At 64.1% G+C, this 14,443-nt stretch carries 15 protein-coding genes; 5 read left to right on the forward strand and 10 right to left on the reverse strand.

What is annotated here, in order from left to right; translation table 11 throughout:
- Window positions 1-45: 45 nt before the first annotated feature.
- Window positions 46-705, reverse strand: coding sequence for a cytochrome b/b6 domain-containing protein (locus ADADO0_RS10715; protein WP_511305129.1), 660 nt, complete (start codon window positions 703-705; stop codon window positions 46-48).
- Window positions 706-902: 197 nt separating this feature from the next.
- Here ADADO0_RS10715 and ADADO0_RS10720 point away from each other — a divergent pair, with 197 nt between their 5' ends.
- Genes ADADO0_RS10720 through ADADO0_RS10730 form a run of 3 tightly spaced genes read left to right on the forward strand, consistent with a single transcriptional unit; the run spans window position 903 to window position 2,898 of the window.
- Entirely contained in the window at window positions 903-1,802 is a 900-nt protein-coding gene (locus tag ADADO0_RS10720; protein ID WP_511305130.1) for a DMT family transporter, read from the forward strand.
- Window positions 1,799-2,374, forward strand: a complete 576-nt coding sequence (locus tag ADADO0_RS10725; RefSeq protein WP_511305131.1) for a chromate transporter — start codon at window positions 1,799-1,801, stop codon at window positions 2,372-2,374. Before ADADO0_RS10720 ends, ADADO0_RS10725 begins: the two co-directional genes overlap by 4 nt.
- A complete protein-coding gene (locus tag ADADO0_RS10730; RefSeq protein WP_511305132.1) occupies window positions 2,371-2,898 on the forward strand; it encodes a chromate transporter in 528 nt (175 codons plus the stop codon). Before ADADO0_RS10725 ends, ADADO0_RS10730 begins: the two co-directional genes overlap by 4 nt.
- A gap of 6 nt (window positions 2,899-2,904) precedes the next feature.
- Here the strand turns inward: ADADO0_RS10730 and ADADO0_RS10735 are convergent, their stop codons facing one another.
- A complete protein-coding gene (locus tag ADADO0_RS10735) occupies window positions 2,905-3,141 on the reverse strand; it encodes an Lrp/AsnC ligand binding domain-containing protein (protein WP_511305133.1) in 237 nt (78 codons plus the stop codon).
- 193 nt (window positions 3,142-3,334) lie between these two features.
- Between ADADO0_RS10735 and thiD the strand changes: the two genes are divergently transcribed.
- On the forward strand, window positions 3,335-4,150 hold the full coding sequence (thiD, locus tag ADADO0_RS10740) for a bifunctional hydroxymethylpyrimidine kinase/phosphomethylpyrimidine kinase (RefSeq protein ID WP_511305134.1): 816 nt from the start codon (window positions 3,335-3,337) through the stop codon (window positions 4,148-4,150).
- A gap of 107 nt (window positions 4,151-4,257) precedes the next feature.
- On the forward strand, window positions 4,258-4,878 hold the full coding sequence (locus ADADO0_RS10745; RefSeq protein WP_511305135.1) for a helix-turn-helix domain-containing protein: 621 nt from the start codon (window positions 4,258-4,260) through the stop codon (window positions 4,876-4,878).
- A gap of 31 nt (window positions 4,879-4,909) precedes the next feature.
- Here ADADO0_RS10745 and ADADO0_RS10750 read toward each other — a convergent pair whose 3' ends face one another.
- The 8 genes from ADADO0_RS10750 to ADADO0_RS10785 form a co-directional block, all read right to left on the reverse strand.
- Complete coding sequence (locus ADADO0_RS10750) at window positions 4,910-7,555, reverse strand: PepSY domain-containing protein (protein ID WP_511305136.1); 2,646 nt, start codon at window positions 7,553-7,555, stop codon at window positions 4,910-4,912.
- A 40-nt stretch (window positions 7,556-7,595) separates the two neighbouring features.
- A complete protein-coding gene (locus ADADO0_RS10755; RefSeq protein WP_511305137.1) occupies window positions 7,596-8,330 on the reverse strand; it encodes a DUF4198 domain-containing protein in 735 nt (244 codons plus the stop codon).
- 166 nt (window positions 8,331-8,496) lie between these two features.
- A complete protein-coding gene (locus tag ADADO0_RS10760; protein WP_511305138.1) occupies window positions 8,497-9,270 on the reverse strand; it encodes a ferredoxin--NADP reductase in 774 nt (257 codons plus the stop codon).
- Window positions 9,271-9,433: 163 nt separating this feature from the next.
- The gene (gene rfbA, locus ADADO0_RS10765; RefSeq protein WP_511305139.1) at window positions 9,434-10,306 is read right to left on the reverse strand and encodes a glucose-1-phosphate thymidylyltransferase RfbA; all 873 of its coding nucleotides are present in this window, start codon (window positions 10,304-10,306) and stop codon (window positions 9,434-9,436) included.
- A complete protein-coding gene (rfbD, locus tag ADADO0_RS10770; RefSeq protein ID WP_511305470.1) occupies window positions 10,303-11,196 on the reverse strand; it encodes a dTDP-4-dehydrorhamnose reductase in 894 nt (297 codons plus the stop codon). The genes rfbA and rfbD overlap by 4 nt, the downstream gene beginning before the upstream one ends.
- Complete coding sequence (gene rfbB / locus ADADO0_RS10775; protein ID WP_511305140.1) at window positions 11,196-12,251, reverse strand: dTDP-glucose 4,6-dehydratase; 1,056 nt, start codon at window positions 12,249-12,251, stop codon at window positions 11,196-11,198. Before rfbB ends, rfbD begins: the two co-directional genes overlap by 1 nt.
- An 18-nt stretch (window positions 12,252-12,269) precedes the next feature.
- Entirely contained in the window at window positions 12,270-12,827 is a 558-nt protein-coding gene (gene rfbC / locus ADADO0_RS10780; RefSeq protein WP_511305141.1) for a dTDP-4-dehydrorhamnose 3,5-epimerase, read from the reverse strand.
- Between the two features lie 85 nt (window positions 12,828-12,912).
- Window positions 12,913-14,334: a mannose-1-phosphate guanylyltransferase/mannose-6-phosphate isomerase gene (locus ADADO0_RS10785; protein ID WP_511305142.1), complete on the reverse strand. Its 1,422-nt coding sequence runs from the start codon at window positions 14,332-14,334 to the stop codon at window positions 12,913-12,915.
- Window positions 14,335-14,443 lie beyond the last annotated feature (109 nt).

Consider the following 14,443-nt stretch of genomic DNA (forward strand, 5'->3'; position numbering starts at 1 on the left):
ATTTACCGACATGCCCGAGTTCGGCTCGGGCATGTCGGCTCATTTTCAAGCGTAGTTCGCGAGCGCCCACACCGCCCCTGCCGCCACGGCGAAGATCGCCAGTGCGAGAATGAGCGAGGCCATGTGGGGCGGCGCGATACTCACAGGCAGGCGCTTCTTGCCGGTCACCATCGGCCGCACCAGATCATGCCGCTTCACCACCGCGTAGCCGATGATCGCCAGCACATGCATGACGATGACGGCCAGGATCAGGTTGAAGTTGAAGACGTGCCAGTCGGTGATGCGGTCGCTGAGGCCGTTGGCATATTTGGCCAGCGGGCCTTCGGTGAACAGGCCATCATTGGCGAACAGGCCCGAACCCACCTGAAAGCACAGCAGCGCCAGCATCACCACGACCATGAGGCCGCCGGCGGCATTGTGGCCGATCTCGGTATCCGGCTCGCGGCGTGTGAAGTGGCCGAGATGGCGGAGCGCCGCGAACGGCGATTTCAGGAAGCGGGCGAACCGCGCCGTGTCGCTCCCCAGGATACCCCACATGATCCGGAACAGCAGCAGGGTGAGGATCGAGTAGCCGCAGCGGAAATGCCAGTCGATCCAGCCGTTCTTCGCGGTCACATAGGCGCCGGCCACGAGCGCGACGAGTGCCCAGTGAAACAGGCGAGTCGGGGCATCCCACACTTTGGTCCAGCGCGTCTGTTCATGCATTTTTCAGCCCCCAAGTTTAAACCCATTCAAATCACCCGCTTCCGCGAAAGCAACGGCCATCGAAGGTTTTATACCGTGCGGACCTTCGCCTAGGGGGAGGCTCGCCCGCGCGGCATGTTGACGATGCATGCCTCAAATCAACCCGGCTGCGCTATACGGCAGCGACCGGCGCGTTCCCGGATGCCGGAAAGAAGCGAATGAACATTCCCGCCGGAATCCTCTTTCAGCTCTGTGCGACCCTCTGCTTTGCTGCGATGCAGGCGTGCGTCCGCGCGGTCGCCGACGATGTGCCGAGCGGGCAGACGGTGTTTGCTCGCAGCTTCATCGGGCTCGTCCCCTTGCTCATCTGGTTGGCTTGGCGCGGCGAACTGCGCAGCGTGGTTGCAACCCGCAATGTGCCGGGTCATGTGCTTCGTGGGCTGGTCGGGGTCGCGTCCATGTGGCTCGGCTTTGCGGCGCTGGCCTATATCCCGCTCGCCGAATCCATTGCCTTTACCTATGTCACGCCGCTCATAACCGTGATTCTCGCCGCCGTGCTTCTGCGGGAGAACGTGCCGAAATATCGCTGGGCGGCGGTGGGCGTCGGGCTTGTCGGCATCGTCACCATGCTCTCACCCTTGCTGTCGGAACACGGGCTGGTGGCCAAGGACGCCTATATCGGCGTCGGATTGGCCTTGGGCGCTGCCGTCCTGTCCGCCTTCGCGCTCACCCAGGTGCGGCGCCTGACGCTGACTGAGACCACCGGGTCAATCGTCTTCTACTTCAGCTCGGTCGCATCCCTCACCGGCCTTATGACCGCGCCGTGGTGGACCATGCCGTCGTTGAAGGAATCCCTTATCCTGCTCGGCATGGGGCTTACGGGCGGGATCGGCCAAATCTTCCTCACCACCGCCAACCGCGTCGCGCCGGCGTCGGTGGTGGCGCCGTTCAACTACGCCACCCTGCTCTGGGCGGTGCTGTTCGGCGCGATGTTCTTCCGGGAATGGCCGCATTATCTGGTGTTCTGCGGTGCCGCGCTGGTGGTGGCCGCCGGTGTCGGCGTCGCGCTGCGTGAACAGAGGGCGGGACGCCGCGCCCGATCACGGACCCTGCCATGAGCCTCGGCGAACCGACCTCCGCCTCCGCCTCGAAGGCGTTGACGCCGCCGACGGTTCCCGAGCTTTTCTTCGCCTTTCTGCGGATCGCCCTCTCCGGCTTCGGCGGCGCGCTTCCCTTCGCACGGCGCGAACTGGTGGAGCAGAGACAATGGCTCGACCCGCGCGAGTTCAACGATCTGCTGTCGATCTGCCAACTCATGCCCGGCCCGAACATCGTCAATATTTCGTTTTGTATCGGCTGGCGGTTTCGTGGCTTTTTCGGTTCGGCGGCAGCGTTCACCGGGCTCGTGCTGGCGCCCTGCATCATCGGCGTCACCCTCACCACCATCTACCTGCGATACGGGCAATTGCCGGTGGTCTCGGGCATGCTGCGGGGGATTTCGGCCGCCGCGATCGGCCTGTTCGTCGCGCTGGGCGTGAAGATGGCGGTCGCCGAGCGGCGTAGCCCCCATATCCTGTTTTTTGCGCTTCTGGCCTTTCTGGGTGCGGGCCCGCTGGGCTTTCCGCTGATCGCGGTGATCTTGTTTCTCGCGCCCTTTTCCATCGCGGCGGCGTGGCGGTGGTCGACATGAGCCCGCGCGATCCGCTCGTCGATTTCATGCTGCATGTCTTCTACCTGTCGTTCCTTGCCATCGGCGGCGCGAACGCGGTCATCCCCGAACTGCACCGCATGTCGGTCGACAGCCTTTGGATGAGCGATAGTACGTTCGCTGATCTGTTCGCCATCGCCCAGGTGACGCCGGGCCCCAACGTCATCCTTGTCACCCTCATCGGCTGGTATGTGGCGGGCCTGCCGGGTGCCGTTGCCGGCACCCTGCTGATGTGCGTGCCCATGGGCGCCGCCGCCTGTTACGTCTCGACGATCTCCTCGCGCTTCCAGCATGCGCGCCCGCGCATCGCCATCCAGCGCGGCCTCGCGGCCCTCGCGGTGGGGATCGTCACGGCGAGCGCCTATATTCTCATGCAGGTCACGGACAATCATTGGACGGCGTATCTGCTCACCGCCCTCGCGGCCGTGGGCATGCTGGCGACGCGCGCCAACCCGCTTTATTTCTTGGCAGTGGGCGCCGTGTGCGGCGTGTTCGGTCTGGTCTGAGCGCGGTCAGAAGGCCTTGAAGGTAATGATGGTGCGGGTGTCGAAGATGCCCGGCACCACCTGCACCTTTTCATTTACGAAATGGCCGATGTCGGTGCCTTCGGGGACGTAGAATTTCACGAGCAGGTCGAAGTCGCCGGCGGTGGAATAGATTTCGGAGGCGATCTCCGAATCCGCCAGGGCATTCGCCACCTCGTAGGATCGGCCAAGAAGGCACTTGATCTGGACGAAGAAGGGGATCACCGGCGTCTCCAAAGCTTCCCGGTTGCGGGCCGGCGCAAGGTGGACAAAAGCGCCCCCGCTGGCAAGCCCGCCAGTGTCAGCTATTTCCAGCGTCTTCTCCGCAGCATCGGATAAACAAGGTCTGCTATATCAAGCGGCGCGTGGCCCTATGCCGCTCGTAACTCTCGTCGCCACGCCCTGCCGGAGGTCGATCTTGCCTGACGCCGCCATCATCCCCATCGCTGTGACCATCGCGGGCTCGGATTCCAGCGGCGGTGCGGGCATCCAGGCGGATCTGAAGACCTTCTCCGCCCTTGGCGTCTATGGTGCGAGTATCATCACCGCGCTTACCGCACAAAATACCCTCGGGGTCACGGCCATCCATGATGCGCCGCCGGACTTCATCACGGCGCAGATCGACGCCGTGTTCGAGGACCTGAAGGTCAAGGCGGTGAAGATCGGCATGCTCTCGCGTCCGTCCGCCATCCAGGCGGTCGCGGAAGGGCTGGCGCGCTGGTCTGCCCGGCCCGTGGTGCTGGACCCGGTAATGGTTGCAGCCTCCGGCGCGCGCCTTTTGGAGGACGCGGCTATCGCGACGCTGAAAGAGCTTCTGCTGCCGCGCGCGGACCTCATCACGCCCAATCTGCCAGAGGCAGCCGCCCTCCTGGGAACGGCCATCGCCGAGGACGAGGCCGCCATGGCGGCCCAGGGCGAGCAATTGCTGGCGCTTGGCGCCCGTGCCGTTCTGGTCAAGGGCGGGCATGGGACTGGCCCGGAAAGTGTGGACCTGCTGGTGACGCCGGAGGGCATCCTGCGTTTCCCCGCTGTCCGTCATGCCACGCGCAACACCCATGGCACCGGCTGCACGCTTTCTTCCGCCATCACCGCGGGCCTCGCCAAGGGGGAGGGCCTCGAAGCAGCGGTCGCCAATGCCAAACGCTATATCAGCGGTGCGATCTCCGCAGCCGATCATCTTGACGTCGGCCAGGGGCATGGACCGGTGCATCATTTCTATGAACTGTGGCGCTGAGCCCCGGCGAATTTCCCACAAAGCGTGAGCGTGTCGCTCCGAGGCATGACGGGGGGAGGAAGACCCGCTATCGTCCGTTTCGGCGAACGGTTGTTCGGAAGTAAGGAATGAACATGGCGCGTGAGCGGACCGGGGAACGCAATCTGGAGACGGGCGCGCAGGTCATAACCGGGCAACTCGGCAAAACCATCCAGCGTCTGCGCAAAGCCTATAATCTTTCACTTTCGGATCTGTCGGAGCAATCCGGCGTCGCCAAGTCGATCATCAGCCAGATCGAGCGTAACGAAACCAATCCCACCCTCGCCACCGTCTGGCGCCTGTCACAGGCGCTGGATATGTCGGTCGAGCGGGTGCTGGCCTCGTCTGAGGAGGCGCCCTTTGTCGAAAAGCTCACGCGGGCCGATACGCCCATGCTGCTGTCGGAGGATGGCCTCTGCCGGCTCACGATCATCGGCTGGATCAAGACCGTTGAGTGGTTGCAATATTACGACTTCCACGCCGCTCCCGGCGGTGAACTGGAATCTGATGGCCACCAGCGCGGCGCCATCGAATGCCTGAGCGTGCTTTCCGGCGCGCTTCAGGTGGATGTCGCGGGTGCCATCGAGACGGTGAAGGCGGGCGAGACGTTGCGCTATCGGTGCGACCGGCCGCACACCATCCGCAACACAGGCACCGAGCCGGCGCATGCCTTCATGGTGTGCATGATGAAGGCGGCGGTTCTCGACTGACCACTGTCGCGCCTTTCGCGAAAAGCGGCCCTCAATAGACGTCGCGGCAATAGCGGCGTTCTTCGGCCAAGGTCTCCAGTGCCTGCGCGCCGATGAGGTCAGCGAGCGCATGCTCCACCGCCGGTGCCATCCCCTCCAGACTGCCGCAGACGTAGATGGCCGCTCCATCCTTCAGCCAGGACAGGATGTCCGCCCCAGCCGCCTTCAGACGATCCTGGACATAGACGCGCTCGTTTTGGTCGCGTGAGAAGGCCAAGTCCACGCGGGGAAGGGCGCCCGCGCTTTGCCATGCGGTGATCTCGTCGCGGAAATAGTAGTCGTGGGCAAGATTGCGCTCGCCGAAGATCAGCCAGTTGCGATCGCTGCCGCCCCGCACGCGCGCTTTCAGATGCGACCGCAGGCCGGCAAGCCCCGTGCCGTTGCCGATCAAGATCATCGGTCGATCCATCGGCGGGCTGTGGAATGCGGGGTTGGAGCGGATGCGCAGTGCGATGTCCTCCCCTTCCATCGCATGGGCAGTCAGCCAGCCGGAGCCGAGGCCAAGGCTACCGTCAGGAGCACGGGCCTGGCGCAGCAACAGCTCCAGCCGGCCGTCGGCGGGGATGGAGGCGATGGAATATTCGCGATGGGGCAGGGGCTTCAGGCTATCGGCCAGAATCTGCGCATCAGTTACAGCGAGCGCGGTGGCTTCGGGAAGGATGGAACCGGCCAGTGCGGTGCTGATGGTTTCCGCCTTGCCCGCCACCGTCACCTGTGCGTGCGGGGACAGGCCGAGCTTTGAGAGATACGCCGCTACCACGTCGGAGGCATGTCGGGGGCCGACCTCGGCGATGTCGCCCGCCTCCCAGGTGTGGGCCACGCCGTCGGCGGGTTCCAGCGCCACATGGAAGGTGGGCAGGCCGGCACTGCCTGGGTTGAGGCAGCGGCGCTCAACGAGGCGCCATTTCTCATATGCAGGTGGGGTCCAGTCCGGCAACGTGGTCGCGCCGGCGAGGGTGCTGAGTTGGGCCTGCCAGTGGCGCAGTGCGCCGGGATCGTCCTTGTCCGCCTCGATACGGTCGAACAACGGCGTGGCGCCATGGGTGCGCAGCCAGGCATCCAGGCTCTGGCCGAAGCCGCAGAATTGCGGGTAGGTGCGGTCGCCCAGCGCCAGCAGCCCGTAGTCGAGATGCCCCAGCGAGCGACCTTGCCCCATCATGCGCCGGGCGAAGGCACGCGCTTGGTCTGGCGGTTCTCCTTCGCCGAAGGTGGACACGACGAACAGCGCGCGTGAGGACGAGGCAAACGCTTCAGCGCCGAGTGTCGCGAGGGGGGCAACCTTCACCGAGAGACCTGCCGCCTGCAACATTCCCGCGCTTTGCCAGGCGAGGCGTTCAGCGGTGCCGGTCTGGCTCGCGAAGGCCACCAGTACCGGGGCTTCGCTGCCGGTCATCGACTGCACGGCACCGGCGGCCTTGCGCACCGCCTTCTTCTTGCTGCGGCGATCAAGATACAGCAGCCAGCCGGTGACGGCGAACAGCGGCATCAACAGGCTCGCCACCATCATCAGGATCAAACCGGGCATGCCGAAGAAGCTGCCGGAATGCAGCACGAAGATGCTGCTGATCAGCTTCTGGCCCCAGGCCTGATCCTCGTATTTGCGATTCTCCCGCACGGTGCCGGCGGGGTCCAGAACCATGGTGTTGTTGGCCCGCTCGTGGATCGGCACGACGGGCTGATAGCTGATGGTGAGGGTCTGGGCATTGCCCTGCGGCAGGCGCAGTGTGGCTGTCGAGAAGCCCCCACTCTCCTTCAGGAACACCGGCCAGAGCTTGCCTATATCCAACGCCGGGCGGTTCTGCCCGCCGCCTCCGCTCGCGCCGCCCTGCTGTCGCTGGCCGCCTTGAGCGCCCTGCGCAGGCGCGCCTTGTGCCGGTGCAGCTTGCCCAGGTGCACCCTGCGCCTGCCCCTGTGGCGGCGGCGGGCCGCCGGGCCGCATCTGCTGCTGCGGGCGGGGTGTGCCGGTGATGTCGAACAGGGCGTTGCGGTACCAATCATAGGACCACCACAGGCCGGTGAGGGATGCCAGCAGATAGAACGGCAGCACCCAGGCGCCGATGACCGAGTGCAATTCCCATAACAGACTGCGGCCGCGATGGGCGAAGTCGATCACGAACCAATTGCGCCAGTCCCTCCAGCGTCGCGGCCAGCGCAGGTAAAGGCCGGTGAGCGAGAGCACCACCAGCGCCACGGTGGAGCCGCCGACGATCTGCTTGCCGATATCGTCCGCCGCCAGCCAGCGGTGGATCTGCATGGTGGTGCGGAAGAAAGCCTGGCCCTGGACATCGCCGAGCAAAGCGCCGTCGTAGGGGTTCACATAACGTGTTTCTCCTCGTCCGCCGCCGCTGCCTCCGGGCACGGCGGCAAGGGTGACGCGGGCGGGGGTCTCGGGATCGGCGGAGACGGTTAGCGCCGTGATGGTCCGGCCGGGCGTGTTGGTGCGGATTTTATCCAGCAGTGCACTTGGCGCGAGCTTGCCGACCGGCTGGGCGATCACCGTGCGCACCCCGGGGTTCATGGCGTTGAGAATTTCATCCTCGAACGACAGCATCCCGCCAGTGAAGCCGACCACGGCGAGCACCGTGCCAGCGGTAATGCCCAGCAGCCAGTGAAGCTGAAACCAGATGGCTTTGATCATCAAATATGCCCCGAGGCAGCGGCGCTGAAGCCGGCGCCGTTCACTTCACTTCAAAGACGAGATTGGCGTTCGCGACGTAGCGGCCGTGCGTCGGCGCGGCCTCGGTCGCTGTGTGGGAGACCTTCACCAGCCAAAGGCCTGGAGCGGTGATCTTCACGTAGGCGATGCCATCCTTCTCGCTTCCGCTGGCATAGGCGTAGGTGGCATCCCGCGTGGAAAAGCCGTCGTAGGTCGCGAGGATCCGCGCAGACAGAGGCTTGCCATCGAACAGGATTTTCACCGGAAGCTCGCTGCCCACCTTAGCATCGGCGGGGTTCGCGAGAGGCACGATTTCCAACCGATCACCAGAAGCGGCACCAAAGTTCGCGTCGCCGGGGCCGAGGTTTAGAAGCGCCTTCGAGGTGCTTTCCGACAGGGTCGCCGGTTCGGGCGGCTTGCCGGCTTCCTCGCGCGCCGGACGCACGCGAGACATCTTCGCGATGGCAAGCATGGAGCCCGTCCCTGCCGCCGTGCCGGTCAAGGCCTTGGCGGCGGGATCGGCGGTGAGCGCGATATCGGTGGTTTGACCTCCCGAGATGGTGCGCAGTTTCACGTTCTCGATGGGAAGAACCACGTCGCCGAGGGCGAACACCTCTGTCAGCATCACCTGGAGAGGGACGCCGGAACCAGAGCCAGCCAGTGGTTTCAGCACGAGGTCGTGGGCGCTGACCGCAGATAGCGATCCAAAAGCAAAAAGCGTGGCGGCAACAAAGGTTCGATAACAGAGATGCGGCATGGTTCCTCGCAGGGAGGCTCATGCATGGCCTATTTTGCCATGCAATAACGGCGTGTCATGCCACATAACAAGCGCGCGAAGCCGCCACAACACATGGCGCCTTTCAATGGAATGATTGTAAGGCGCCTCTTTTAAATCGCTCTAAGCTTGTAATAACTTCGCTTACTCAGCGTTCGACGAATGCTTTCTCGATCACATAATGACCAGGCGTGGACTGGCTTCCCTCGTCAAAGCCGCGCGCTTCAAGAAGGTCGACCACATCCTTGAGCATCTGCGGGCTTCCGCACAGCATGAGCCGATCATTCGCGGGATCGAATGGCGGCAGGCCGATATCCTCGAACAGCTTGCCAGTCTCGATCAAAGTGGTGATGCGACCCTCGTTGCGGAACGGCTCGCGGGTGACGGTCGGGTAATAGATCAGCTTTTCCCGCACCTGCTCGCCGATGAACTCATTCTCCGGCAGATCGCGCGTCAGATAGTCGTCATAGGCGAGTTCGGCGACTGTCCGGCACCCGTGGATCAGAACGATCTTCTCGTAACGCTCATAAGCCTCCGGGTCCTTCACCACCGAGAGGAAGGGCGCGAGGCCGGTGCCGGTCGAGAGAAGATAGAGGGTCTTGCCCGGAAGCAGGCTGTCCTGCACCAACGTCCCGGTCGCCTTGCGCCCGACCAGGAGCTTGTCGCCGACCTTCAGGTGCTGAAGACGTGAGGTGAGGGGGCCGTTCTGCACCTTGATGGAGAAGAACTGGAGGTCTTCCTCATAATTGGCGCTCGCGAGGGAATAGGCGCGCAGAAGCGGCTTGCCGTTCACCATCAGTCCGATCATCACGAACTGGCCGTTGAGGAAACGAAAGCCGGTGTCGCGGGTGGTGGTGAAGGTAAAGAGGTCGTCAGTCCAATGCCGGACGCTGGTTACGGTCTCTTCGTTCAAATTGCTCATGGCGCGGCCATCTAACGGCGGAACGACCGGGACGGCTTTTCGCCTAATCACCGAGCCTGTTCTGTGGGATTTTCAATTTCACTCTATAATCCAAGCGTGCCGGGCGCGCCACCATGCGGCGGCGCATGCGGCGCCGTGTCCCCACGCATGGCTCGCAGTGTGCTTAGAACTCCCCGTCGGCGATCCGAACGAGATAGCGCCCATAGGTCGACTTGCCCTGGACCTTCGCGGCCTCGATCAATTGCGCCGTGTCGATGAACCCCTCGCGGAACGCGATTTCCTCGGGGGAGCAGATTTTCAGCCCCTGCCTCTGCTCGAGAATCTGCACGAACACGGCTGCCTCAAGCAAGGAATCCGGCGTGCCGGTGTCGAGCCAGGCGAAACCACGCCCCATGCGGGCGACATGCAACTCGCCCATCTCCAGATAGGCGCGGTTCACGTCGGTGATCTCGATCTCGCCGCGCGCGGAGGGCTTCACATTGGCGGCGATGTCGAGGACGCGGTTGTCGTAGAAATAAAGCCCGGTCACGGCGAGGTTGGAGCGTGGCTTGGCGGGCTTCTCCTCGATCGAGAGCACCCGGCCGCTGCGGTCGACCTCGGCAACGCCGTAACGCTCGGGGTCCTGCACCGCGTAGGCGAACACCGTCGCGCCCTGTTCGCGGGAGACCGCATCGGCCAGGAGTTCCGACAATCCATGCCCGAAGAACAGATTGTCGCCCAGCACCAAGGCGACCCGGTCCGACCCCACGAAATCCCGGCCGACGATGAAGGCGTCCGCAAGACCGCGCGGGCTTTCCTGCACGGCGTAGGACAGGGAAATGCCAAACTGGCTGCCATCGCCCAGAAGCTTGCGGAACAGGTCGCTGTCGTGGGGTGTGGTGATGATCAGGATGTCCCGTATTCCCGCCATCATCAGCGTTGACAGCGGATAATAGATCATCGGCTTATCGTAGACCGGCAGGAGCTGCTTCGAGACAACCTGGGTCATCGGATAAAGCCGCGTGCCGGACCCGCCGGCGAGGATGATGCCCTTCATGTGGCCTCCTTGAGGTCGGGAGCAAGCAGGCTATCCACCACCTGGGCGGCACGGGCCTGCCAGGGCTGTGCGCGGCAGCGGAAGCTGCGCTCGAACAGGCTTGAATTGAGTTCGGAATTGGCTGGGCGCCGGGCAGGTGTCGGATAGTCCGCCGTGGTGATGGTAGCCACCTCGGGCATTCGCCCGGTATGCCGCGCCGCCAGACGGATGATTTCCGAGGCGAACCCGTGCCAGGTCGTGACGCCGGTGCCAGCGAAATGGAACGTGCCGAACCGCGCGCTGCTAGCCGAAGCCCCAGCTGCGGCGGTCAGAAGCGCTTCCGCGATGTCGCGAGTGGCTGTGGGGCATCCGCGCTGGTCTGCGACGATGGTGAGGCGGTCACGCTCGCCGGCAAGCCGCAGCATGGTTTTCAGGAAATTGGCGCCATAGACGCCATAGACCCAGGACGTGCGCAAAATAATGTGCCGCTCCGTCGCTGCCCGCACGGCAGCTTCGCCCGCCGCTTTGGTGCGCCCGTAGACGCCGAGGGGCGCAATCGGGTCGCTTTCCACATAAGCGCCCACCTTGGTGCCATCGAACACATAGTCGGTCGAGATGTGGATGAGCGGAATGTCCTCACGCTTGCAGCGCTCGGCGATCAGCCCCGGGGCCAAAGCATTGACCCGCGCCGCGACGTCCGGCTCGGTCTCGGCCTTGTCGACAGCGGTGTACGCGGCGGCGTTAATGACGACATCCGGCCGTGCCGCCTCGAATGCCCGCGAAAGCGCAACCGGATCCGCGATATCGGCGCCGGCACGATCGAGCGCGACAAGGTCGATGCCGCGTTCAGCGGCAAGCGCCGTGGTTTCCCGCCCAACCTGACCATGGGCGCCGAACAGAAGCACCCGCATCACGAGGCAAGTCCCAGTCGCTGGCCGGCATAGTTCGCCCGCAGCGGCTCCCACCACGCCGGATTGGCGAGGTACCACTCGATCGTCTTGCGAAGGCCGCTTTCAAAGCTCTCGCGCGGGCTCCAGCCAAGCTCGCGGTTGAGCTTGGAAAAGTCGATTGCGTATCGCGCATCGTGCCCCGGACGATCGGTGACAAAGCGGATCAAATCCGCCCGCTTGCCGATGCGCGCATCGGGGCGAATGTCATCCAGGATCGCGCAGATGGTGCGTACCACGTCGACGTTCCGCTGCTCGCTGGCGCCGCCGACATTGTAGCTCTCTCCGAGCCGGCCCTGCGTGGCGATGAGATACAGGGCTTCGGCGTGGTCTTGCACGAACAGCCAGTCGCGCACGTTCTCGCCGGTCCCGTAGACCGGGAGGGGTGCGCCTTCTAGCGCGTTCAGGATCACCAGCGGGATCAGCTTTTCCGGAAAATGGTACGGCCCGTAATTGTTCGAGCAGTTCGACATCACGGCGGGCAGGCCGTAGGTGTGGAACCACGCCCGCACCAGATGGTCTGACGCCGCCTTGGAGGCGGAATAGGGGGAGTTGGGCTGGTAGGGGGTGTCCTCGCGGAACAGGCCTTCCGCCCCCAGGCTGCCGAACACCTCGTCGGTGGAGATGTGGTGGAAGCGGAAAGCGTCGGCAGCGTCGCCCTTGAGTCCGCGCCAGTAGCGCAGCACTTCCTGGAGCATGGTGTAGGTGCCGACTACATTGGTTTCAATGAACGCCGACGGGCCGTCGATGGAGCGGTCGACGTGGGATTCAGCAGCCAGATGCATCACAAGGTCGGGCTGAAAACCATCGAGCGCAGCGCGAACCGCCTCCGCATCGCAAATATCGCCGCGCACGAAGCGGTGGCGCGGGTTTTCCGCCACCGGAGCGAGCGAGGCGAGGTTGCCGGCATAGGTAAGCTTGTCGAAGGTGAGCACCTCAAGGCCCGAGGCGATCAGGTGGCGCACCACGGCCGAGCCGATAAAGCCCGCTCCGCCGGTGACGAGAATGCGTTGTGCCATGATAATGCCGTCCGGCCGTCAAGCGTAGTCAAACGGGCTGTCATAGCCGCGAAGCTTCGGGAGCAGCCGGTCCTTGTCCGAGAGGATGGCCTCCGCGACCGGCCAATCGATGGCAAGGTCGGGATCGTCCCAGGCAAGGCCCCCTTCGCTTTCCCGCGAATAAGGATTGTCCACCTTGTAGAGCACCTTGGTGTTCGGCACGAGGGTGCAGAAACCGTGGGCGAAGCCGCGCGGCACGAACAATTGCTCACGTCCTTCCGCCGTCAGCGTCGCGCCTACCCATTTGCCGAAGGTGGGAGAGCCTTTACGGATATCCACGGCGACATCGTAGATCACGCCCTGGGCCACGCGCACCAGCTTTGCCTGGGCGAACGGCGGGGCTTGAAAATGCAGGCCGCGCAGGGTTCCGATGGGCTCGGACAAGGATTCGTTGTCCTGCACGAAATCTCCGACGATCCCGTTCTGCTCATAGCGCGACTTGACGTAGGTCTCGCTGAAATATCCACGGGCATCATCCAGCCGCGCCGGGGTCACGAAAATGACCTCCGGGATGGCCAGGCGCGCAAAAGCGATCATGGTGAATTCAACGGCCTCGGTAAGGGAAAGCGCGCGGACGTTAGCCTTCCTGTCCCCTTATGGTCAATGTTAAGCCAAGCCACGCTCAAGAGCGGTTGTAGACGTCCTCCAGGCGGACGATGTCGTCCTCGCCCAGATAGGAGCCGGTCTGCACCTCGATCAGCTCCAGTGGAATGCGTCCCGGATTGGCGAGCCGATGCACACCGCCGAGTGGGATATAGACAGATTGGTTCTCGTGCACGGTGGACACTTTATCGTCCACGGTGACCTCCGCCGTGCCGCGAACCACCACCCAATGTTCCGACCGGTGATGGTGCTTCTGGAGCGAGAGCTTGGCGCCGGGCTCGACGACGATTTTCTTCACATGGAAGCGTTCGCCCCGGCAGATGGTCTGGTAGGTGCCCCAGGGCCGATGCATTTTCATGTGCTCGTCGGCTGCGGTGTGCTTCGCGGCCTTGAGGGAGGCCACGAGGTTCTTCACGTCCTGCGCGCGGTCCGAGGGCATGACGAGGACGGCATCCTCGGTTGCGATCACCGACACCCCTTCGAGGCCAATGCCTGTGACCAGGGGGCCTTCGGAGCGGACGTAGGAATTGTGGCTGTCCAGCAGCGCCACTGAGCCCTGCATCACATTGCCGTTCTCGTCGGCTTCCGCGATTTCCTGAACCGCATCCCAGGCGCCGATATCCGACCAGCCGAAATCACCCGCCACCACGGCGGCGTTGCTGGTGCGCTCAAGCACGGCGAAGTCGATGGACTTGGAGCGGGCCGAGGAAAATGCCTCCGGCTCAAGGCGTATGAACCCGAGATCCTCCGTGGCATCCGCCACCGCGCGCAGTGCCGCCGCTGCCATGTCCGGCTCGAAACGCTCGGCTTCGGCGATCATGAGGGATGCGGGGAAAAGGAAGTTCCCCGAATTCCAGAGGTGGCCGCTCTTTATATAAGCCTCGGCGGTCGCCCGATCGGGTTTTTCGACGAAGGCATCCACCACATTGCCGCCTTCGGGCAGCGCCGTCCCCGGACGGATGTAGCCATAGCTGGTGCGGGGCGCGTTCGGGGTGATGCCGAAGGTCACGATCTTGCCTGATGCTGCGACGCGGGCGGCGATCTTCACAGCGTCCAGGAAGGCCTGCGGATTGAGGACCACATGGTCCGCGGCGAGCGCCAGGACCAGCGTGTCCGGCCCGTAGAGCTTTTCCGCCACGGCGGACGCGGCCAGCAGGGCCGGGGCGCTGTCGCGCCGCGCCGGCTCCAGGATCACCGTGGCGTCTATGCCGATTTCGCTCGCCTGCCGGCGTGCAAAAAAACGGAAGTCTTCATTGGTGATGACGATGGGCGGCAGGAAGCCCGCCTCGGCGGGGGCACGCAGAAGCGTGTCCTGGTAGAGCGTCTTGTCTGTGGCGAGGGCCAGGAATTGCTTGGGCAGGCTGTTGCGCGACAGCGGCCAGAGGCGCGTTCCGGTCCCCCCGGCCAAGATGACGGGAACGATCTTTCCATCCGCCTGCATCCGAGCACCTTCAGTCACAATTCCCAGGCCCCAGCTAGTCGCACAGCCGCTTGCCAGCGTCCAGCAGGCAGCATCCCGCCGAAAGTGCCTGAACGAGACGCTGCGACTC

Source organism: Aquabacter sp., from assembly GCF_965279295.1.
Lineage (GTDB): Bacteria > Pseudomonadota > Alphaproteobacteria > Rhizobiales > Xanthobacteraceae > Aquabacter.